This is a genomic window from Aliiroseovarius conchicola (assembly GCF_041403445.1).
GTDB lineage: Bacteria > Pseudomonadota > Alphaproteobacteria > Rhodobacterales > Rhodobacteraceae > Aliiroseovarius > Aliiroseovarius conchicola.
This window is the reverse complement of record NZ_JBGEHL010000008.1, coordinates 1-21,392: the sequence shown is the minus strand read 5'-3', so window position 1 is coordinate 21,392 and position 21,392 is coordinate 1. Positions and strand designations below refer to the sequence as shown.

The 21,392-nt window shown below is 52.1% G+C and carries 25 protein-coding genes; 14 read left to right on the top strand and 11 right to left on the bottom strand.

The window, feature by feature from the left end; all coding sequences use genetic code 11:
• Positions 1 to 185: 185 nt before the first annotated feature.
• Genes V6N04_RS13345 through V6N04_RS13325 form a run of 5 tightly spaced genes read right to left on the bottom strand, consistent with a single transcriptional unit; the run spans position 186 to position 5,962 of the window.
• Positions 186 to 803, bottom strand: a complete 618-nt coding sequence (locus V6N04_RS13345; RefSeq protein WP_371170684.1) for a glutathione S-transferase family protein — start codon at positions 801 to 803, stop codon at positions 186 to 188.
• 4 nt (positions 804 to 807) lie between these two features.
• On the bottom strand, positions 808 to 2,490 hold the full coding sequence (locus tag V6N04_RS13340; protein WP_371170683.1) for a dipeptide ABC transporter ATP-binding protein: 1,683 nt from the start codon (positions 2,488 to 2,490) through the stop codon (positions 808 to 810).
• On the bottom strand, positions 2,491 to 3,396 hold the full coding sequence (locus tag V6N04_RS13335; protein WP_371170682.1) for an ABC transporter permease: 906 nt from the start codon (positions 3,394 to 3,396) through the stop codon (positions 2,491 to 2,493). It lies immediately after the preceding gene.
• On the bottom strand, positions 3,393 to 4,367 hold the full coding sequence (locus tag V6N04_RS13330; protein WP_371170681.1) for an ABC transporter permease: 975 nt from the start codon (positions 4,365 to 4,367) through the stop codon (positions 3,393 to 3,395). The genes V6N04_RS13335 and V6N04_RS13330 overlap by 4 nt, the downstream gene beginning before the upstream one ends.
• A gap of 23 nt (positions 4,368 to 4,390) precedes the next feature.
• A complete protein-coding gene (locus V6N04_RS13325) occupies positions 4,391 to 5,962 on the bottom strand; it encodes an ABC transporter substrate-binding protein (RefSeq protein WP_371170680.1) in 1,572 nt (523 codons plus the stop codon).
• Positions 5,963 to 6,900: 938 nt separating this feature from the next.
• Here V6N04_RS13325 and V6N04_RS13320 point away from each other — a divergent pair.
• The 5 genes from V6N04_RS13320 (at position 6,901) to V6N04_RS13300 (ending at position 10,764) form a co-directional block, all read left to right on the top strand.
• Positions 6,901 to 7,539: a VOC family protein gene (locus V6N04_RS13320; protein ID WP_371170679.1), complete on the top strand. Its 639-nt coding sequence runs from the start codon at positions 6,901 to 6,903 to the stop codon at positions 7,537 to 7,539.
• 63 nt (positions 7,540 to 7,602) lie between these two features.
• On the top strand, positions 7,603 to 8,157 hold the full coding sequence (locus V6N04_RS13315; RefSeq protein WP_371170678.1) for a helix-turn-helix domain-containing protein: 555 nt from the start codon (positions 7,603 to 7,605) through the stop codon (positions 8,155 to 8,157).
• Positions 8,158 to 8,239: 82 nt separating this feature from the next.
• Complete coding sequence (locus tag V6N04_RS13310; RefSeq protein WP_371170677.1) at positions 8,240 to 9,388, top strand: MFS transporter; 1,149 nt, start codon at positions 8,240 to 8,242, stop codon at positions 9,386 to 9,388.
• Between the two features lie 417 nt (positions 9,389 to 9,805).
• Positions 9,806 to 10,168, top strand: a complete 363-nt coding sequence (locus V6N04_RS13305; protein ID WP_371170676.1) for a MerR family transcriptional regulator — start codon at positions 9,806 to 9,808, stop codon at positions 10,166 to 10,168.
• Entirely contained in the window at positions 10,165 to 10,764 is a 600-nt protein-coding gene (locus V6N04_RS13300; RefSeq protein WP_371170675.1) for a short chain dehydrogenase, read from the top strand. The genes V6N04_RS13305 and V6N04_RS13300 overlap by 4 nt, the downstream gene beginning before the upstream one ends.
• Before the next feature lie 16 nt (positions 10,765 to 10,780).
• On the opposite strand, the gene V6N04_RS13295 is transcribed toward V6N04_RS13300, so the two are convergent.
• Positions 10,781 to 11,296, bottom strand: coding sequence for a GNAT family N-acetyltransferase (locus V6N04_RS13295; RefSeq protein ID WP_371170674.1), 516 nt, complete (start codon positions 11,294 to 11,296; stop codon positions 10,781 to 10,783).
• Positions 11,293 to 11,541: a hypothetical protein gene (locus V6N04_RS13290; RefSeq protein WP_371170673.1), complete on the bottom strand. Its 249-nt coding sequence runs from the start codon at positions 11,539 to 11,541 to the stop codon at positions 11,293 to 11,295. Before V6N04_RS13290 ends, V6N04_RS13295 begins: the two co-directional genes overlap by 4 nt.
• 164 nt (positions 11,542 to 11,705) lie before the next feature.
• Between V6N04_RS13290 and V6N04_RS13285 the strand changes: the two genes are divergently transcribed.
• The 4 genes from V6N04_RS13285 to V6N04_RS13270 all read left to right on the top strand — a co-directional run bounded on the left by V6N04_RS13285 (position 11,706) and on the right by V6N04_RS13270 (position 13,625).
• Positions 11,706 to 12,272, top strand: coding sequence for a TetR/AcrR family transcriptional regulator (locus V6N04_RS13285; RefSeq protein WP_371170672.1), 567 nt, complete (start codon positions 11,706 to 11,708; stop codon positions 12,270 to 12,272).
• Positions 12,269 to 12,712 (top strand): SRPBCC family protein, encoded by a 444-nt coding sequence (locus V6N04_RS13280; RefSeq protein ID WP_371170671.1) that lies wholly within the window; start codon positions 12,269 to 12,271, stop codon positions 12,710 to 12,712. Before V6N04_RS13285 ends, V6N04_RS13280 begins: the two co-directional genes overlap by 4 nt.
• The gene (locus V6N04_RS13275; protein WP_371170670.1) at positions 12,712 to 13,101 is read left to right on the top strand and encodes an MAPEG family protein; all 390 of its coding nucleotides are present in this window, start codon (positions 12,712 to 12,714) and stop codon (positions 13,099 to 13,101) included. The genes V6N04_RS13280 and V6N04_RS13275 overlap by 1 nt, the downstream gene beginning before the upstream one ends.
• 161 nt (positions 13,102 to 13,262) lie before the next feature.
• Positions 13,263 to 13,625 carry a hypothetical protein gene (locus V6N04_RS13270; protein WP_371170669.1) on the top strand — a complete coding sequence of 121 codons (363 nt, stop codon included), beginning with the start codon at positions 13,263 to 13,265 and terminating at the stop codon, positions 13,623 to 13,625.
• A gap of 228 nt (positions 13,626 to 13,853) precedes the next feature.
• Here V6N04_RS13270 and V6N04_RS13265 read toward each other — a convergent pair whose 3' ends face one another.
• Positions 13,854 to 14,870, bottom strand: a complete 1,017-nt coding sequence (locus V6N04_RS13265) for a helix-turn-helix domain-containing protein (protein WP_371170668.1) — start codon at positions 14,868 to 14,870, stop codon at positions 13,854 to 13,856.
• Positions 14,871 to 15,019: 149 nt separating this feature from the next.
• On the opposite strand from V6N04_RS13265, the gene V6N04_RS13260 reads away from it, so the two are divergent.
• Complete coding sequence (locus V6N04_RS13260) at positions 15,020 to 16,078, top strand: alpha/beta hydrolase family protein (RefSeq protein ID WP_371170667.1); 1,059 nt, start codon at positions 15,020 to 15,022, stop codon at positions 16,076 to 16,078.
• A 149-nt stretch (positions 16,079 to 16,227) separates the two neighbouring features.
• Here the strand turns inward: V6N04_RS13260 and V6N04_RS13255 are convergent, their stop codons facing one another.
• Both V6N04_RS13255 and V6N04_RS13250 read right to left on the bottom strand, forming a co-directional pair.
• Positions 16,228 to 16,425, bottom strand: a complete 198-nt coding sequence (locus tag V6N04_RS13255; protein WP_371170666.1) for a hypothetical protein — start codon at positions 16,423 to 16,425, stop codon at positions 16,228 to 16,230.
• A gap of 127 nt (positions 16,426 to 16,552) precedes the next feature.
• Positions 16,553 to 16,774, bottom strand: a complete 222-nt coding sequence (locus V6N04_RS13250; RefSeq protein ID WP_371170665.1) for a hypothetical protein — start codon at positions 16,772 to 16,774, stop codon at positions 16,553 to 16,555.
• 264 nt (positions 16,775 to 17,038) lie between these two features.
• Here V6N04_RS13250 and V6N04_RS13245 point away from each other — a divergent pair, with 264 nt between their 5' ends.
• A complete protein-coding gene (locus tag V6N04_RS13245; RefSeq protein ID WP_371170664.1) occupies positions 17,039 to 18,001 on the top strand; it encodes an AraC family transcriptional regulator in 963 nt (320 codons plus the stop codon).
• A 573-nt stretch (positions 18,002 to 18,574) separates the two neighbouring features.
• Here V6N04_RS13245 and V6N04_RS13240 read toward each other — a convergent pair.
• The gene (locus V6N04_RS13240; RefSeq protein ID WP_371170811.1) at positions 18,575 to 19,468 is read right to left on the bottom strand and encodes a LysR family transcriptional regulator; all 894 of its coding nucleotides are present in this window, start codon (positions 19,466 to 19,468) and stop codon (positions 18,575 to 18,577) included.
• 101 nt (positions 19,469 to 19,569) lie between these two features.
• On the opposite strand from V6N04_RS13240, the gene V6N04_RS13235 reads away from it, so the two are divergent.
• From V6N04_RS13235 to V6N04_RS13225, 3 genes are all read left to right on the top strand, one after another.
• Positions 19,570 to 20,178, top strand: coding sequence for a DsbA family protein (locus V6N04_RS13235; protein WP_371170663.1), 609 nt, complete (start codon positions 19,570 to 19,572; stop codon positions 20,176 to 20,178).
• A 29-nt stretch (positions 20,179 to 20,207) separates the two neighbouring features.
• Positions 20,208 to 21,041: a nuclear transport factor 2 family protein gene (locus tag V6N04_RS13230; RefSeq protein WP_371170662.1), complete on the top strand. Its 834-nt coding sequence runs from the start codon at positions 20,208 to 20,210 to the stop codon at positions 21,039 to 21,041.
• Between the two features lie 56 nt (positions 21,042 to 21,097).
• A partial coding sequence (locus V6N04_RS13225) for a DoxX family protein (RefSeq protein ID WP_371170661.1) occupies positions 21,098 to 21,392 on the top strand: 295 nt, incomplete at its 3' end.

The window sequence follows — 21,392 nt, the reverse complement described above, 5'->3', positions numbered from 1 at the left end:
CACTGTTCATCGCTAGCACTCTGAAATTTGTACCCGTTTTGTCAGGTTCTGCAGATTGCTCTGCCGACAACAAGGGCTGGAAAGCCAACCATAGTTAGGCTCGCAAATACCGTTAGAAGCTTTACGGATGCGGGTTCGAAATTCCTGATCGGTCGGTTGATGAACCCACCAAACACTGATCGCATCTAAAAAATCGAATTGGGACCAAAGAACGCGAGGGCCTTCATTGTGGCAGGCCTGCTCCGAATCCGGTCAAGCCAACTGGCAAGATTTTTAGCCGTTTCCATCGATAAACCAAGGTTTTCATGAACATGCAACCATGGGAAAAGCGCGATATCCGCTATGCTGTAGATCTCACCGCACATGTATTGTTTGCAAGCCAATTGACCATCCAAATATGCAATTGCGCGATTTGCGATCGCGTGATGGTGAGCCAAAGCCTCTGGGTTGGGAGTTTTTGCAAACCCGGACCAGTATTCGATCTGTCCAAAATGCGGCCCTTGGGTAGATGCTTGATAGAAGAGCCAAGCGACCAGTTGCTTGTGCATACTCGGGTCGTCCACCAGTCCCCAACCGGTTTTCTTGGCCAAGCTGAGCAGGATTGCATTAGACTCGGTTTGATACTCGTCTCCATCATGGAGCACAGGCACCTTTCCAGCAGGATTTATCGCTAGAAATTCGGGCTTGTGCTGCTCGCCTGCGCGAATATTGACTGGAATGAACTCAAATTCTTCATTCGTTTCCTGCAAGAACATCAAAACCTTTAGGGTATTAATGGTGTCGAATCCGTACAGCTTCATCATAGGCTTAGGTCTGCCAGGACGTGGGCATTACGGGCGTGAGGTCCAGCAACGACTTCGTGTAATCCGCCCGTGGTGCCGTATAAAGCGCGTGTGTTTCGCCGACTTCTTCGATCTTGCCGTTGCGAAGGACGGCGGTGTCGTCGGCCATTTGGCGCACAACGGCGAGGTTATGGCTGATAAAGAGGATCGTCAGACCAAACTTGCTTTGCAGGTCTTTCAATAGGTTCAAGATTTCTGCTTGTATAGAGACATCCAACGCCGATGTTGGCTCATCACAAATTAAAAACCGAGGGCGCGCCAACAAAGCACGAGCGACAGCGATACGTTGGCGCTGGCCGCCCGAAAACTGGTGCGGATATTTCGTGATCGCGTCAGGTTGCATGCCCACCAGCGACAGCATGGAGGCCGCCAGTTTTTCGCGCTCTTTCTTGTCATTCACAAAGCCATAGAACCACAAAGGTTCCGCCAAAATATCCCCGATACGATGGCGGGAATTCAGGCTGGAATACGGATCTTGGAAGACCATCTGAACCAATTGGCGAGCTGGGTGATGACGGCTGCGGGATTTACCATAAGGCAACTCAGCGTCACCCAACCTCATTGTCCCACTGTTGGGCGTCACCAAACCAGTGATCGCCTTGGCCAGCGTGGATTTACCGGACCCACTTTCCCCCACCAGCCCCATAATCGAGCCCGGCTCGATATTAAGTGTGACGTCATCCAGCGCCACATAGGGCGGCGGCTTGCGAAACAGCGATGTACGTGGCCCCGCAAATCGCACGGTCAGGTTCTGCAGTGACAGTCCTGTTCGCTCGTGTTGTTGACCCTCAAGCAGCCAATTTTCGGCGATGTCGCCAAAGGTCGGGGTCGCGTCGGCAACATCTGGAACGCGGAAACGGTCTAGCTTGCGGTCCAGCGGTGGCACTGCATCCATGAGCGCTTGTGTATAGGGGTGTTCAGGCGTGCCCAGCACCTGTGCTGTGACGCCCGTCTCCATCACGCGCCCTTTACGCATCACAGTCACACGGTCGGCCACTTGCGCAATCACACCAATGTCGTGCGTGATGAGCATGAATGCGATCTGGCGTTCTTTTGCCAGCCGTTGGATCAGGTCGAGGACCTGCGATTGCACCGCTACGTCAAGTGCCGTTGTTGGTTCATCCGCGATGATCAATTCAGGATCGGTGCTGATGGCCAGCGCAATCACAACCCGTTGGCGCATACCACCAGAGAACTGGTGCGGATAGGCTTTGATCCGCTGCGCCGCGTTCTTGATGCCGATCTCTTCAAGCAGATCAACGGCGCGTTTACGGGCCGCGCGTTCGTCGACATCAGAATGGGCCTGAATGGTCTCGATGAGCTGATCTTCGACGGTCATCAATGGATTCAGGCTGGTTTGTGGATCCTGAAAGATCATCGAAATCCGGTCTCCGCGCACCTTATGGGCTTGGTCAGGCGTTAGATTGCGCAGGTCCGTATCGCCCAGTGTTAGGGTGCCATGGGCCACATAACCCGGTGTTTGCAACAGACCAATGACTGCTGCGCCGACGGTTGACTTCCCCGCGCCGCTTTCCCCCACCAACCCGTGAATTTCACCGGGCTTGATGGTCATATCCACGTCTTCTATCGCGGTGAAATCGCCAAAGCGGGACGGGAATTTAACGGAAAGATCTTTGATCGTCAGCATCTAACGCAGCCTCGGGTTAAAGATGTCGCGCAAGAAATCGCCAAGGATGTTGATCGACACCACCAGCGCCACAAGGAACAATGTGGGGATCCACAAAATCCACCATTCGCCAGACAGAAGGAATTGCATGCCAATTCGGATAAGCGTGCCAAGGCTGGGGCTGTCGGCGGGCAAGCCGATACCAAGGAAAGACAATGTTGCTTCAAGTAAAATGGCAGAGGCGAGATCAACTGTCAGGATCACCAAAAGCGGCCCGAGGATATTGGGCAAGATATGTACAAACATCACTCGTATCGGGCGTTGCCCCATCATGATCGCAGCCTGCACGTACTCCTTGTTCATTTGCACGAAAGTAGACGCACGAGCGGTACGGGCAAAGTTCACCCAAAGCGACAATGCAATGGCCAAGGTCAGCACGGCGACCCGTAGGTCCTGTTGAATGGCTGCGGGCAAAATGCCCCGTGCAATGCCATCAATGAGCAAGGCGGTCAGGATCGCGGGCAATGCGAGCTGCACATCGGCGATGCGCATAACGACAGCATCAAACCGGCCACCATAGTATCCAGCGGCAAGGCCAAGCCCTACGCCAAGAACGGCAGCAATGGTCAGCGCCGACAAACCGATGATCAGCGACAGTCGCGCGCCATACAAAATCGACGAGATCATATCGCGGCCCTGATCGTCTGTTCCCAACAGGTATTTGGCGTTCGCCCCGTCCTCCCACACGGGCGGCAGCAGCCCGTCAAACAGGCTGAATGACGACAGATCATAGGGATTCACAAGCGCGATCCACGGCGCAAAAACCGCACCCAAAACGATCAGCGTCGCGACCGTGGCTGCGACAATGGCCGCGGGGGAATGCACGAACAGCCAGAGGCCTTCGTGTTTTTTCAGAAAGGCGATCATGACACGTCACTTATCCTCAGGCGTGGGTCGATAGCGACGTAGAGCAAATCAACAACAAGGTTCACCAGCACAAAGAAAAAGGCGATCAACACAAGGTAAACGCCCATCACGGGGATATCGACAAAGCGTATCGATTCAAGGAATAACAAGCCCAATCCGGGCCATTGAAACACGCTTTCAGTGACGATGGAAAAGGCGATGACACCGCCAAATTGCAGCCCAATGATCGTGATCACTGGCACCATCGTATTGGCGAGTGCATGTTTGTAATGCAAGCGCCGCATGGGGACGCCGCGGGCCATGGCGAAGCGGATATAGTCGGATCGCATAACCTCCATCATTTCAGCGCGGACAAGCCGCATGGTCAGGGTCAGTTGATAAACGCCAAGCGTGATTGCGGGCAATAACAACGCCCGCCACCCATCAATGGTGAACAGTGAGCTTTCCCAGCCGCCAATTTGAACCGTCCCGCCGCGCCCGAAGGTCGGCAGCCAGCCCAATTGCACACCAAAAGTAAAGATCAACATGATCCCTATTACAAACGTGGGGATCGACACACCCACAAGGGTGGTCATCAAAATGGACTGGGTCAGCATACCACGTGGTTTCAGCGCCGTATAAATCCCCGCAGGCACGCCCACGAGGAGCGAGATAATCAAAGCCACAACGCCCAGTTCCAACGTTGCCGGAATACGGCTGGCAATCATATCCGCTACCGGCTGGCGCGTGCGGTAAGAATATCCAAAATCACCTTTCAACATATCGCCCGTAAAGCGCACAAACTGATAGACGAATGGATCGTTCAATCCCAGCTCGTCCCGCAGCCGTTCCTGATCCGCGACAGAGGTCTCCACCCCCGTCATCTGGGTGATTGGGTCCCCCACAAACCGGAATAAGGAAAAGGCCAAAAAGGCGACGGCCAGCATCACAAATACGGATTGAACCATCCGTTTCAAGATAAAATACACCATCGCCTTTTTGCCCTATGGCCGGATCAGTTCACTGTAACCCAACGCAGCATGAAGAAGTTATCCGCACGTTGTGTCAGGTCGATGTTGTCTTTCGCGGCCCAGATCAGTGGTTGTGTGTACAGCGGGATATAGGCGACCTCGTCTTGGGTGATTGCAATGACCTCGTCGATCATGGCCTGGCGCGCTGCTGGATCGATTTCTTGCTGAATTTGCGGCAGCAACGCATCCACGCGCGTGTTGGAATAGTTTCCGAAATTCCACGATCCCAATTTGCGTTCGTCGTCTTGGCTGTGCATCAGGAACCGGATCGGATGCTCCATGTCAAAGGTGCCCGGCGACCAGCCCAACAGATACATGTCGAAATCATCTTCACGCAGTTGCGGCCAGTAATCGCGCACTGGACCGGTGGTTAGCTCTGCGTCCAACCCTACGGCAGCAAACATGGAGGCCGCCGCACGACACAGGGCTTCGTCGTTGATATAACGGTCATTGGTGCACTTAAGGCCGAATGAGAACCCATCAGGATACCCTGCCTCTGCCAACAACTCCTTGGCGCGCTCTGGATCAAACGCGGGGCGGTCTTGGTTCGCTTCAGAGAACCCCGAGATTCCGGCCGGCACCAGCTGGCTTGCCGGCTCGATTTTTCCACGGAACAGCACGCGGTCGATAGACGCTATGTCCAACGCATGGGCCGCCGCCAAACGCACGCGCGGGTCGGCAAACGGGTTTTTGTCTGTCACGTCGGATGAATACAGCAGAGCATCATGTTCATGGCCAAAGCCAAACATGATCACACGGGTTTCTTCGCCCTCCAGCACCTTAAATCCATCACGGCCTTCCACCTGCGCGATGTCTTGTAGTGGGATCGGTTGAATGAAATCAATCTCACCAGATAGAAGCGCCGCGAGGCCCGTTGCAGAGTTGCCGATGGGTGTGAAAACGGCCTCGGTGACGTTGTGGCCAACGTCATCCCACCAGTTCTCATTCGGCGTCAACGTCGTCCGCACGCCGGGATCGCGGCTGGCCAATGTGAAAGGGCCTGTTCCATTGACGTTCATAGTTGCAAAGTTTTCCGCATCGCGCGCGGGAAGGGCCGCGCCATTGGCCTCTGCCCAATCCTTATCAAGGATCATGAAGTTTGCGATTGAATCGGGAAACAGCGGGTTGGGCGCCGAGGTGACAAAATCGACCGTGTATTCATCTACGACCCGCACATCTGTGACGGGTGCAAACCACGACCGCACATCGGCCGCTTCATTGGATGCGCGCTGATAAGAGAACAATACGTCTTCGGATGTAAATGCGGCTCCATTTTGAAACGTCACACCTTCGCGAAGCTTGAAACGCCAGCCGTTTTCACCTTCGAGCGGCTCCCACGATGTGGCCAACGATGGCTCGATCGACATGTCCTGCCCACGGCGAACAAGCCCCTCGTAGATATTGTTCAGAAATGACAGAACAGGTGCGGAGTTTACAGCATGCGGGTCCATTGTTTGTGGGTCGGTGGTAGATGCCCAACGAAATGTTTCGGCGGATGCGCCCATTGCTGACATGCTTAGCGCGCCACCGAGTAATGCTAATTTCAAGGATTTCATTTCTCTCTCCGTTGATTTCGGGGCAGCCCCATTTGTGTTGTCAGTCAATCATGCCAGCTCAATGCGAGCAATAGTGGATGGATGATTGGGGCGAGCCGCTCAGTCTTGTGCAGAAAGGAATTACATTGGGTATGCGATACCTGATATCACTGGCTCAAGAGATGAACGGCCGACCGAGCTCATTGGTGGCCTTCCCCCACTGAAGTGGTTCGCCCTTATAGTTCGGAAACGGAGGATCAGACATGGGAACCGTACGACACAAGCTAGAAGAGATTGTCGCGAAGTTGCCGCAGATTAAGGTTTTTTGCGGCGACGGAGTGCCGCGCATCGATACGCACATTTTGGTCATCGAGTTGGGCGCGTATAGCGTAAAGATATTCCACAAGCGTACCTCCCCAAGGACTTCCCACACGATGGCCTCCCAAACATTTCCCCCTGCCCGTACAAAGTGGTCCGCGACAAATGCAAGTATCACCATAGACCCAAGTCTCCCAAAGTGAGCGAGGGGGTGATGCTTGGCAGGAAATGTAGAGAAATTAGCGCCAACGCCAGTACCAAAACGCTGCCGGGCACGATGACACCAATGTGTTCACAGGGATCAATTTCATTCCTACGGGCTCCGCTACGACTCGTATGCACTTATAGTTTATAGTTCAGACCCATTTGGAATGGGAAATTTTCTCAATGCTCCGAAAAGTATCAATGACCACTTTCGGGAAGGGGAAAGGCCAAATCGGGAGATTTTCGTATGTCCGGAGAGGGCCGTCCACAACGTCGATTTTTTAAGTTTGATCCAAATGGATGCCGCATTACCGCACGGCTATCTGATCCAAAGTGCAGGAGGGCTGGAGGCTCTCAAAGCTAGACACAAATGATATCTTCCCGATACGACTGCACTACGAATAATTGTTTCGTCATTCAAATGGAGTGCACCAGAAATGCACAGGCTAGATCATATAACTGTAATTGCGCCAACACTCGACGAAGGCGTGTTGCACGTCCGCCAATGCCTTGATCTCGACATTCCATTTGGCACTCGCCACGCCTACATGGGCACGCACAATCACCGGCTCCAACTCGGCGATCGGGTATATCTGGAAATTGTTGCTATTGATCCGGAAGGCGCCAAGCCGCATCGGCCAAGATGGTTTGGCCTCGACCATCAAGAGAGAGTCAGGATGGACTGGGACAATGGTCGAAGACTGCGAGGGTGGGTCGCGAGCACGCCTGATATGAACGCTACCCTGTCAGGACGAATGGAGACCTTTGGGGAACATGTCGCGTTGCCGCCAGATGAGCCAGAGTTCAGCTTCTCTATTGCGAAGGATGGGAGCTTGCCTCTAGGTGGGGCAGCGCCGTCCTGGATTGATCATCGGTCTACCCCAACCTCCATGGATGAAATTCCCGAAATGGGCGCACGGCTCAAATCCTTCGAACTGACACATCCAGATCCAATTTCAGTGACTAAACTCTACCGAGAGCTTGGTATTGAGCACGCTCCATCCGTGTCACCAGGGTCGGAACTGCGGTATCGCGCCGAAATCGAGACCCTGAACGGTTTACGTATTTTGACATAGTCTGCATCGCTTGCAGAAAGGCTATCAGTTTGTCGGTACCTTCAAATCTGCTAACCTGCGATTATGAACGCTGATGTAGATATCCCTTTTCCATTCTTTGGTCGGCGCTTGCGACAGGCGAGACGGGCAATGGGAATGAAGCAGTTGGCGCTGGCACATTCGTTGAATGTCGATCAAGCGACAGTCTCAAGGTGGGAATCCGAGCGCCAGACACCAGAGCCTGAATTTCAGCGAAGAGCTTTTGAGGTTCTCGCCGCGTCAAAAACTGATGATGCAGCCCTGCGTCGTTTGGTCGAAAAATCAAGTGACTGCGTGCATTTGGTGGAAGAGGCCAGTCATATCTGTCTTGCCTATTCACGCAGCCGAGCCAAAGACTGGCGCACGTCGCAGCGGAATTTGCTTGGGGTTTCCCTGTGGCAGTTTGCAACCGATGAAATTCGTCAGGCCGAAGCCGAACTGGTGGATTCTGACTGGTGGTCAGTTCATATGCCAAAGCCAAAGTCATTCTGCACATCAGAATCCGTACACGACAAGATCAGGATCAGCGCAGGTGGAATTCGTTGGGAACGGCTTTACCTCGCAGACGGAACGCCGGTCCGGCTGGTCAGCGGCACCTAACGCGCATTTTTTATGCGTGGCGATGGAAAGAGTTCAGCACTATCCCTGAACTATGGCGATATCTTCTTTACGAATGGTTCTTTTGATCTTTCTGTTATGGCTGGCAGGCCTTGGAGCAGCTGCGCAATTTGCCAAGTTCGCCGTGCCTTTTGCCTTTGTCCGGGCACAGTATGCTGGCGCCGGCGTGGAAATCGGATGGCTTCTGACCCTGATCAGCGCGGTTGGCGCGATCCTTGGCATGATGGCAGGTGTATTTGTCGTCCGCTTCGGCTGTGCCAGGGTGCTGGTTCTGTCTCTCCTGCTCGGTGCAGGGTTATCGTTTTGGCAGGCAAGCCTGCCGGGATTGACCGTAATGCTGTTAAGTCGCCTGATCGAAGGCCTATCGCATTTAGCCATTGTTGTGGCGGCACCGACCCTTATTGCGCAGATCAGCACCGACCGCTTCCGAGATATGTCGATGACGCTTTGGAGTACGTTCTTTAGCGTTTCTTTTGCATTGGTGGCATGGTTTGGCTTGCCTTATGTCGCAACAGAAGGATTGAGCAGCCTGTTGGTGGTGCATGGTGTGTTCATGCTTGTCGTTGCTGTACTGTTGGTCGCAATGTCGGTCCTCTCGCGGGATGCCTCGCCCAAGGTCACAACACCTCTTAACATCAAAGCTGTGGCTCGTCAGCATATCAGAGCTTACCGTTCGCCGTTCATTTCGGCCCCCGCGTTTGGATGGCTGTTCTACACGCTGTCCTTTGTGTCATTGTTGGCGGTTCTGCCAGACCTTCTGCCTGACAACAGCCGTGCAATCGTTGCTGGCCTGATGCCTCTTGCAAGTATCGTCGTTTCCCTCGTTGTCGTATCGGCTATGCTGATTCTGTTCTCTGCCGTGACAATCGCCATCCTCGGATTTGCACTCGCTGTGCTAACAATTGGTCTGTTCTTTTTGGGTTTGCCGTTGATCCCCATTTGCATTGGGCTTTTCGGGGTTCTTGGTCTCGTTCAAGGTGCAAGTTTTGCCGCCGTGCCGCAGCTCAACACCACCGAAGAGGATCAGGCGTTGGCATATGGTGCAATGGCCCAGATGGGAAATCTCGGAAACCTTCTGGGAACGCCTCTGCTGCTTGCTGTATTGGGGTACACCGATGTTTCAGGGTTGCTGACGGCGGTTGCAGGCCTGTATTTTCTGGGAATTTTGGTGCATGTGTTCCTGGCTCGATCTCGTGCTGCCATCAGCAGATAGAGTCTGTTATTCAACCTAAAATACTCGGCGCGGGATGGGAGCCGTAACTAAACGCTCATCCGGCTTTTCCTCGGGGCCGCGCATTTGTCGATCCGCTGGCATTCCACGCGTTTCATCCAGAGTCGCAGTCCCGTACCGCGTGAATTTGCCGAGCCTCAGATTTTCGATTGCAGCGAATGTCGGCAATACGGGCTGCGGCTGCAGCATTGAGGTGATGTAACCAACGACAGGTCTGGGCCGTTCCTGCTAGGGGAGTCCGTCAAATATGCTGCGACCGATCTACCAGCCGCAAAGAGCACAATTCTCCCGAATGCTACACGATGCATGAACGGCAGCTTCCGTGATCAAGTCAAAAACTTTGCTTGACCTAAAGTTGCTTCAGGTGGGTATGAGTCTAAAAAGATAGGTCGAACCATCATGAAGATTTCAGAAGTTTCCGAACGCACTGGGCTGAGCATTTCCACAATACGTTTCTATGAGAAATCCGGGCTTTGCCCTTTCATCAAACGTGACCCCAGCGGAGATCGCCATTTTTCAGAGACCAACACGGATTGGCTAGCCTTGTTAGCATCTTTGCGCACAACCGGAATGCCGCTGTCTGAAATGCGCGTGTTTGCGGAGCTTTATGCTTCCGGCGATGAAACAATCCCCGAACGGAAAGCTGCCCTATTGGCACACAGGCAGAGACTTGAACTGCGACAAGCTGAATTGGATAGGTGTCGCAAAATTCTTGAGCGGAAACTGCAGAGATATGATGAGATATTGAAGGATAAGATATGAGAATAATTGTCGTGGGAGCAGCTGGTGACATTGGGCAAGCCGCTTGTATGGAATTAGAACAAAGACACGAGATTGTCACCGTGAGCCGCTCTGGCGGAGACTATCATGTCGATGTGGGCGATCTGAACGCGGTGAAATCGATGTATGAGAAGATCGGCGCTGTTGATGCAGTTGTTTCGTGTGCAGGAGATGCAACCTTTGCGCCATTTAGTGACATGGATCAGGAAGCATTCATGGTCGGACTTCGACAAAAGGTCATGGGGCAAGTGAACCTGGTTCTTGCTGGACTGGCCGTAGTGGCTGACGGTGGGTCGTTTACCCTGACGAGCGGCGTCCTTGATCGCGACCCAGTTCGGATGGGTGTAAATGCAGCTACAGCTAACGGAGCGTTGGCTGGTTTCGTAAAAAGTGCTGCAATTGAACTTCCACGTGGCCTGAGAGTAAATGTCGTAAGCCCACGGATGTTGGATGTATCTGCCACACGTTACGGCGCCTGGTTTCAAGGCCATAAGCCAGTGCCATCTCATGACGTTGGATTGGCATATACAAAATGCGTAGAAGGCGCTTTGACGGGACAAGTGGTTGTTGTGGAGTAACATGTCACCCGGCAGGTCAACCAACGACCTGACTACGCCGTTCCAGAAAAACTACGTCACGCCACCGATCTGCGAATGGGCCATAGCACATTAGTCTGAGTTTTTTCTGGTGCCGATGGTGTGAAAGCTCAAAACCACGGTGAAGCGTTATACTGGATTGGCTTTCAGGAAAGACCTGCGCAATCAATGTCCAATAACCTGCGTGCTCCGATTCCCTGACCAATGCCCTCAATAACTGCTGGCCGATGCCGCTTCGTTGCCCGTCCGATAACACCTGTATCGAGACTTCACCTACACCTTGATATACCGCACGCGTGGAAGTTGGACTTACCCCTGCCCAACCTACTTCACTGTTCGAATTTTCCGCGATCAGGCCCAGCCCATGCCTTGTCAGAAAGTAGGTTTTGAAACTGGTCCAGTCGTGAGGTGTTTGGCGAAATGTGGCATGACCGGTTGCCAAACTTCGCGCGTCAATGGCGGAGATTGTACTGGCATCTGCGAAGATTGGAGTTCTGGTGGTAATTCGGCTCATGACCATAGTGCTGCGACCGTCAACAGAAACGCCAAGCCAACAAGCGCTTGCACGACGGCTCCACGCGATAAGAGGCGGATGACGTGCCCCTCGCTTTGCTCGTCTTCTAGCGCATCTATTCGGACCAGCCAGTAGCAACTGTCGTTCGGCAAAATTGCGATGAATGAGCCAAGGCAAATCGCAAAGACGGCACAAATATCATTTACGCCACTTGCCGGTACTATTGGGGCAACGAACGGCGACATTGGACGGGATAGCGCATCACAATGCGCCAGGCCCCTGAGCAAAACTCTAAGTGTACGATCTAGCAGCGGTATATTTGACGATAACTACCTTTGCTGAATCGGTAATTTTCCTGCGCCATACAGTTCTGTATTGATTTTAACATACAGGACTGTATGTTTTGGGTATGAACAAGCAATTGTCCTCATATGATTGGATCCAGCACGGGTTTCACGTGTTAAGAACTGAAGGCTTTGTTGGGCTTAAAGCGGATCGAATGGTCAAAGACTTGAACGTCTCTCGTGGCAGTTTTTACTGGCACTTCAAGTCCCTTAAAGACTTTCATGATGCCTTGCTGACAGCCTGGCGAAACGATATCACCGAGGCAGTCATTGCTGAGTTGAGATCTATACCTAAAGGTAAAGATCAGTTGTTTATGCTCATCACCCAAGTCATTGCGGCCCCCCAAGAGCTTGAAGCCAGCGTACGAAGTTGGGCCCGAAGCGATAGCAATGTCGCAGTCGCGGTCAAGCAAGTGGATCAGTTAAGAATTGATTTTCTGACAGAGGTGTTCGTGAAGAATGGGACCGCGCTTCAAGCGGCGCGTGCGCGCGCTGCAATTTTGACATGGGCTTATGTCGGTCGAACTTTTGCGCCGGAATTTACCAAACATCTGGACGAAAAAAGCATTCGAGATCTTGCCGAAGTTCTGGTTGGCGCATCGACAACTAATCCAACGGAAACTGAAAAATGAGATCTATCACATTGCACCACCAATACCCTCAGCCACCAAAACGTGTTTGGCAACTCGTGACTGATTTTGAGGCCCTCGAAATGGTTATGCAGGGGCTCATAGCCTTCAAGGAGTTGCCCAAGGGACGTATCTATGAAGGCCAGCATCTGGACGTAGAGGTGTCGTTGTTCGGAAAATTGCCGTGGCAGCCCTATAGCATGACCGTGGTCGTCTGTGACGATGAAAGAATGAATTTTCAATCATCGGAAGTTGGTGCTGGGGTCAAAACATGGCGCCATTCACTAACAGTCACGGACACTGAAACCGGTGGATCATGCTTGACGGAGACCATCGAAATAGACGCGGGATTGTTAACCCGCCCGTTTCTGATGTGGGCACGGTATCTTTATAATGCGCGTCATCAACCACGTGAACGTCTTTTGGCTTCGGAGAATTTCTAATGTTTCCCATAACGTCAATCTTGGCATGCAGCCTAGGGGTGCTTCTGATTGTTCTGAGTTGGCTTGTCATACAACTGCGGCGCATGATTGGCGCATCAATAGGAGACGAAGGCGACACAACGTTGTCACGACGAATTCGTGCTCAGGCGAACTTGACCGAGTATGCACCACTCTTCGTCATTCTGATTGGACTTGCCGAGGCGCAGGCTGGCCCCTCAGTATTGCTGGGCGCAACCGCAGGCTTGTTTTTTCTTGCGCGATTGGCACATGGCTACGCTATGGCATTGACCCTTGCCAGCCCTGTGCTGAGGTACTTTGGCGTCGCCGCAACATTCATTTCGATGATTGGCGCAATTTTTCTCTGTTTTGAATCCACTATCAACGGATAGTCTTCAACTGTGCCAGATGCCCAATCCTAAGCATCACCGAGGATATCTTGCTATGAAGGCTCGCGACTGTCTGTGTGCGGCTCACCTTGTCTCAGGCTGCATTTCAGGAGATGAAGATGTAGTTTATACTAAACAGTCTTTTGGAGCGTCAGAGGGACTTGATGGAAGACTCTGAGCATTCTCAACCAAGAAAACGGCTTTTGTCTCTAGCAGTTTTGATGGTTTTGTCTTTGCTGATGACGATCAGCTCTGGTTGGTATGTTCGCTATAGTAGCGAGGTGGTTGGGAACCTGTGCCCAAAGACAGAAGTTAACCCAAATGGCTTCTGCTATGATTTGTTACCATCTGCCGGTTTACCCATCTCCTATTGGAGAGACGTCGGTGGCATCTCAGTCGAAGGCAAATTAGGACCGGAGGACAAGTTTCTTGCTAGCTTTTTTGTGGCTGACTGGTTTTTTTGGTTCGTAACATTGCTCAGCACAACGATATTGATCAAGGCAGTCAGCAAAATTCGGCAGCAGTGATTTTATGAGCCTTTAGTTAATGATACTTGAATTGAACCCAATTTAGGACAGAGGGTTCTGTCATGAACAACGGGCTTGAGGCCCGCAGCGCTGTCTCTAAGTTTCTCAGGTTACGATGCAAACCAAGGCGCAACCAGTATTCTTGGGGCACGCCGAGCCAAAAATACTCGAAACCAGCGACTGAAGGGTAGCTTGCAACGACAGCTTCGACGCAAAGTCGGCAATGCTTCAAGTTCCTTCGAGTCTGTGTTCCTTGCGCCACCTTGTTGGTGTGCACCCTGTAACGCGCGAAAATTCTCGGTTGAAGTTGGATTTTGTTGCAAACCCTGCTGTCAGCGAGATTTCTAGCACCGATTTGTCTGTCTCATTCAACAGTACGCAGGCTTCCTGAATGCGGAAATCATTAACGAATTGCGACACGCTCATGTGACGGACGCGGTTGATCGCGTTTGAAACCTGACGATCCGGAAGGCTAAGTCGGCGGGCTAGGCGTCGAAGGCTAAGGTCTTCGTCTCGGTGTAGTCCCTCCTTCTTGAAAAGCCCTTCGATCCGACCAACAATGTCGCTGTCGTGTTCGGATGGCGCGGGCCGCGCAGGGACGTTAACTTCTTCGGGTTCAGACACTGTAGCAGCGCGTCCAAATGATGCCGCCAAACCGATCGCAAGAATAAATACCGTCTGAACAAAGGTTAGAACCAACCCTGCGTTGCGACCTTCATTTCGGATAAAATCGAAGATCAGAAAGATGTCTGTTAACCCCGATGCAACCAAAGCCATCCCTGTTAGACACATCGCGAAACGGATTTCGCGCGTATCGTTGATCGGCGACAGCGACAAGGCATCTGTACCCTTCCACCACAGTCCAAGCAGCAACATACCAAATCCAAGATATGTCATCAGGATCAGCGGGTCTGGGATAAACGGCAGCGCCGCAAAAGCGACCCAATTCATCGCGACTACGACAAGTGGCCACAGCTTGCGTCCCGTTTGCCGGCCCGCAAGTGCCGCATAAGAAAAATAAGCGACCGCGGGTAAAACCGGTGCCAACAAAATCAGGTAAGGGGCTACCCCCTCAATCTCGTATCCCCAACGCAGTGTCACCAAAAGCGATTGCACTGCATAGAGCGCGACAAGGCCTGCAAATAACTGATGAGCGCGCAGCTTCATATCGCGGGTCAGCACGATCCGGCACAGCAACAGAACAAGAAACAATGTGGCGAACAATGGGAGAGGTACAAACAGCATAGAATGCAGGGGCTTTCGAGGTGGCTTTCGTGATGACATTTATCCTGAAACGCGTTTCAGGACGACCTCAAACGCGTTTTAGGACGCGCGCTATGTGCAACTCCACCAAGATCTGGACATCGCCAATCTGACAAACAAGGAGAAACCCGATGTCAAAATTCGGAACATTCGCCAAAACAACAGCTTTTGCCATTGCCCTTGGTGTTTCAGGTTGGATTGCCTACGATCTTACGCGGCCGCCCTATGATGGAACCGCGGGGATCACCTATGGGTCTGCATCTGCGCCCATTCGCGGAACAGAGGTTGATTTCAACATTTGGTATCCCGCAACACCTGGCGGCAAAGCCATCACCGTTGGTGGTAATGGCGTTTTCTACGGAACGCCGGCGGGCCGCGATGCACCGCACAAAACGGGACGTTTCCCGATGGTTGTTATCTCGCACGGGGCGGGTGGCAACGCAGGCCAATTTGGCTGGATCGCGGCGGAACTTGCGCAAGCTGGCTTCGTTGTTGTTTTGCCGAACCATCCCGGAACAACGACTGGAAATGCATCCGCTCAGGCCGCAATCCGTGTTTGGGAACGACCAGCCGATGTATCTGCTGTTCTGGACGAGATTACCGCAAATGCAGTCGCCTATCCCTATATCGATACAAGCAATATCTCGATCTTGGGGTTTTCAGCAGGCGGCTATACGGCGATGGCAGCAGCTGGTGCGCGGGTTGATCCCGACCTCCTACAGCGCTTTTGCGATGACACGGATCATGGCATGTCTGACTGCGCATTCTTGGCCCATTTTGGCGTCGACTTACACGACTTTGATCTGTCTCCCGCGGCACAAGACTTGCGCGATCATCGAATCAAGACGGCCGTTATTATCGACCCCGGGATTGTTGAAACAATGACCGAACACAGCCTAGAGCAGATCGACATCCCGATGTTGATCATCAATCTAGGCGAAGAAGAAACTATCCCAGTCGGAGTTTATGCTCGGGCGGCATCTGAACTGATCCCCACCGCGCGATATGCAATTGTTGAAGACGCGATCCACTTTAGTTTCCTGGCGCAATGCAAACCACGCGGCGCAAAAATTTTGATAGATGAGGACGAACTTGACCCTCTGTGCGACGATGCGGGCGGCCGTCCGCGCGCGGATATTCACAATGAACTTTCGTCAGCTATTGTTTCGTACTTGAAGGCAAACATATGAATCCGAATGCAAGACTGCGGTGGAATTCTAACCTCCTCGTGATGATACCTAGTTCAAATCTGCGATTAACGTTCTCGAAAAATTGAGCGCCGTCGTAATCACCCAGAGTGTTCCCCACTCTGGGTGAACCTCATTGCCGTTATACTGGCTTAGTCTTCCAGTTTGACCGCTACACCGTTGCCGGTTCGGACTCCCCAGCTGAGGGGACCAATCTGAACCTCGCTGACCTTGGCGTTGATCACTGCGTTTGCTCCGATAGCTGCTGCTTCTTCCTTGAGCTTCGCAATGACCGCCTCAGGTGTCGGGTTCCGATGGAAGGCGGTTGTTTTGTTAACGGTGACCTTCAAGTCGCTTAATTTCTGGTAAGAGCGGCCAGCCAGATCGCCAGATGTAACCAGGACTTAGTCCGCTGCGATCGGAGCGGATTGAGTTTTCGGCGGCTCTTGACGGACGTTTGATGGGCGGCAAAATTGCCTAACTACTTGGTACTATCAGCGGACAGATTTCAGACAGAAGCGGAGCTTGGGCGGCCCGCATGGTGCCCGAACTGTAGATCTGATCAATAATTTCCTGCGTCATAACCGCGTTTCCTACAGCCGGGTCTTCAAGGCTTTCACGCGCATATCCTGTCGTTGAGGTCGTAGCAACTATCGTCATGACCACGGCGAACTGGGCTGCATATTTCGAGAATCTCATATCACTTCTCCTACTAGTGAGCTCGGCTTTACCCCCTCCGACCAGACGCCAAAAAAATGAAAGAAGTGCATCTGGAGATGTCGGGATATTGCGCTTTGTTGTGTGTGGGTGCTGAAGCTCCATTCTAATGTGACGATATTTGTGAACCTTTTCGAGACGACAGAGAATGCCCGGAAATCCATGATTCATGCCCTATCGTCCCACTCGGTTTGACGAAAACTGGATTGCATTTGTATTCTTGTGACTCATCAAGCGGAGGTTTTTATGGACGTTCTGGCCGATGTAATGAGAGCAATTTCTCTGAAAGGCGCATTGTATTTCGATGTACATGCGTCTGACCCTTGGATTTCAATGAACCCATCGATGGATCAAATCGGCTCGTCTATGATGCCAGATACTGATCACGTCATTCCCTTCCATATTGTTCTGGAGGGAAATATTTTTACCAAACTTGGCGACGACTCCTACGGGCCTGTCCCAATTGGAGCGGGTGACGTTCTTATGTTACCAACGGGCGGAAAACACATAATCACATCTGATCTAGAAGTTTGGGAAGGTACACCTGCCGATGTTGAATTTTACAAAACAGCGGCTAGAAGTTCCAAGCCTTTCACGATGATGAACATTGGCGAGACAGGTGACAAAGCCAACTTGATTTGCGGTTACCTTGGTTGTGACAAGTCGCCGTTCAATCCGTTAATAGGAATACTACCCGACATGCTCGTAGTAGAAAATTTCCTTGAAGAAGACAAACTGATGCGGGAGTTGGTAAGTACCGCAGTGTTGGAAAGTAAGGCTAACTCATCTGGTGCCCATACGATGGTCGCCAAACTGAGCGAACTGATGTTCTTAAGAGCACTCCGGCAGTGCACGGACACATTGGACTCAAACAACGTACAGAATTGGCTGACAGCCTTGAAAGATAAACACATCGGACAAGTGCTCGAATTGATTCATCAAGACCCCACCAAGAAATGGACCTTGGAATCGCTATCAAAATCAACCGGGATGTCTAGTTCTTCGCTATCCGGACGTTTTCATCGCTTTGTAGGCGAACCGCCAATGAGCTACTTAACTAAGTTGAGGATCGAGCTGGCTGGCCGGTTGTTGAAGCAAGGTTTAATGGTAGAAGCCGTGGCCCATGAGGTTGGTTACAGTTCTGAATCGGCTTTCCAGCGGTCCTTTAAAAAAATTATGGGCACATCTGCTGGCCAATGGAGAAGGTAGGCCTGAATAAATCTGATCTTTCAAACTGAGATGAGCAATGAAGGAAGTGCGCTAGAAGCAACCAAATTGTTGATGGCGCTGCCCGGCTTGAGGAGTGTTTGACTCACTTCAGAACTCCCCGACCATCGTGATTGGTTCACAATATTTACCTAGTTCAACTTGTGCAGAACTCTCAGATAGTTCCTCAAAAAGTTCTCACGCGCGTCTAGCAAAAAATACCTCGGCAATGACAGCTTCGGTGACTTGAGCGGCACTGCAGCGTGGGCTTCGCCGCAAACGCAAAGTGATGCTGCGTAAGCGAAAGCCGAAATGCCAAGGCGGCTTAGTCCGGCCTTGCGGTCATCGGTGGGCGCCGCGGCTAAGGTCCATAGTGAGCCCATCCTGTGAATTTGATTTTTACGCTGCGGGCGCACGCGGCACGGAATTTGCCGCCTGCGCATCATTTTGAGCTCGGCAATGCGGTGTAAAGAGCGGCCATTCGTGCCAGATGCAGTGAGTTTTCGTCAGGCCATGTGCAAAACACGGACAAGGTCGCCATTAAAGTTTCTCCGTCAATGTCTACTGTTCCAAAATTTACACCGAAGTTCGCCCAAATCCGGCACGGTGATAAGTTGCCACCAGATCAATAAACGCCTTTATCGCTAGCGGCTTATACTTGGTTGGTGGCGTTACGGCATATATGCCACCGGATCGGAGTGACCAATGCGGCAACAGCCGGACTAACCGCCCCGCAAGAACATCATCAAAAACAAGAAAATCTGGCACGATTGAACAGCATTCACCAGTCGCAATCGCTCTGCTAATCGCTGGTGATGCATTGAGCTTTAGTGGCGCATTGACCGATATATCGCGATGCTCTCCCCCCCTTCTAAACCGCCACTCAGTCGCATTTTTGAGTGCAGCGTTCGCGACGAAGGACAGTTTCGCCAAATCTTCCGGCTCCATCACCACATCACCCAAACTAGGCGAGGCCACCACCCATTCTTCAAACGCGCCAACTTTGCGCATCTGGTTCGAAGAATCGCTCGGCCAACCCACTCGAAAGCTCAGATCAAAGTGATGCTCAATGGGGTCAAGCCGATCATCGCTAAGGTGCAGGTCAATAGAAACTTCCTCATTGTCTTGTACAAACTGGGCTACAAGCGGGGCAAGGTGCAGTGTTCCATAATCCATCGGTGCCGTCATACGCAGGTGACCCGTGGGCACTGCTCGGCCAGATTGAACCTTGGCATAAGCCTCTTGCGCTTGAGACAGCGCCGCTTTCGCCTGTTCATAAAATCGCAGTCCCGCGTCAGTAGGATGCAGGTGCCGGGTGTTACGATGCAACAGAGCGGTGCCGAGCTCTTCTTCCAATGTCAGGATCTGTTTGCTGACCACGGCTTTGCTGATGTTCAACGCATCGGCAGCACCGGTGATCGTTCCTGCATCAACAACCGCAACAAAGTAACTCAGCCTGTTGAAATTCACATTCTTCAATTGTCACCTTTTGGCTGACAGTCATTCCTGAAACATTGTCTTTTACTGACATTAGACCGTTGTTAGATTCCCTTCAACCAAGGGAGAAACCGATGCCAACCTTCACCATTATCTACGACACATATTGTGGCTGGTGTTATGGTGCCGGGCCGGTGTTGGAGGCGCTGGTACACACTGGCAAGGTTGAACTCTATCATCGCTATCTGTTTCAAGGTGCGAATGCCTATCGCATGGGCGACGGCTTTGGCACCCAGGCAGCCGTCATTGATGCGCGCATACATGCCTTAACAGGTCAGCCCTTTGGGAAGGCCTACAAGCGCAATATCTTGCGGTCAGAAGATGAGGTTCTGGAGTCGGGACTTTCTGCTCAAGCGGCTTACCTGATCCATGACTTAGGTCCTGAAATTGAGCTGAAGCTCGCGCAAGCTCTTCAACATGGTTATTTCGTGGAAGGACGTTCCACGCAAGATGCTACCTTTGTTGCGGAGACACTGGCGCGCTTAGGACTAAATAGTCAGCGGTTAGGTGCAGCAGATGTTGTCGAGGGCACGCGCTCCCGTGCTGCCGATGCAGAGCAGATCAGTCGATTAGCAGGTTGCCAGGGCGTTCCTACGGTGTTGCGACATGCTGAAACCACGGAAATCATCAACCTGTCAGAGTTTTACAATTCCCCGACCGACATCAGCCATCTGGCAGCCTAGAACCCTTTCAGTTTAACGAGGACAAACCAATGAAACACCTACTCGTAACCACCGCCACATTGCTTTCTTTGGCCATACCGGCCTTTGCAGGCGAGGAAGAAAACAAAGTCGTCGCTATTCGCGCCCTGACGGAAATGTTTGACGCTCAAAACGTTGAACTTATCGATGAGCTTTATCACCCCGACTACATCCAGCATTCGCCATCCATCGCAGATGGGCGTGATGGTATCCGTGCCGGGGTCACTTGGATGAAAGAAAACGGAATGAAGCCGCAGCGTGAGATAGCGCGCGTGCTTGCTCAAGGTGATTTGGTTGGAATTCAAGCTCGCGTGAGCTTTGGCGAAGATACGGCCATTGTTGGTGACATCTTCCGCTTTGAAGATGGCCAGATCATCGAACATTGGGATACCACGCAGGCTGAAGTGCCGCAGTCTGAAACGGCGAATGGCAACTCGATGATCGATGGCGGCGGTGACGTGGACAAATACGTCTCCACCATGGACCTTGCGCGTAACACCATGAACGCGGTTCGCTTCTTTGATACCGGTATTGCCGGAGATATCGAAACGCTCAAAGAACTGTTTGGCGATGAGTATATCCAACACAATCCTATGGTTCCAAATGGGATTGAGCCTATCTTTGGCTTCTTCAAAGACAGCGATGGAACATTGAGCAACGTCACTGTGCACCAGACGATTTCCGACGGTGATCTGACCATGGCCTTGGTCGAATATGCAGATTGGGGCAATGCAGTTATCGAGATCGTGCGTCACGATGAGGAAGGCAAGATCGTTGAACATTGGGATATTGTTCAGAAGATCCCAGCCGCAGAGGATTTTGCCCACGACAATGGCATGTTCTAATTGTCCTTCACAGCAGCCCATTGCGGCTGCCTCACTTCTAACGAGTGGAGCTTACTATGATTGAAAAACTAAACACATTCCGTACGGATGCTCTTAGCGCATTGAGGATCATGACTGGATTAATGTTCTTGCAGCATGGCACCCAAAAGATCCTAAATTTTCCAGAAGCCCCCGCATGGGAAGTTGCCGCATTCTCTATGCCTTGGATGGCTGGATTGATGGAATTAATCGGCGGCGCATTGATTGTGCTGGGCCTCTTCACCCGGCCGGTTGCGTTTTTGCTGTCTGGCCTGATGGCCTGTGCCTACTTCATGGCTCACGCACCCCAGAGCTTTTACCCGATCTTGAACG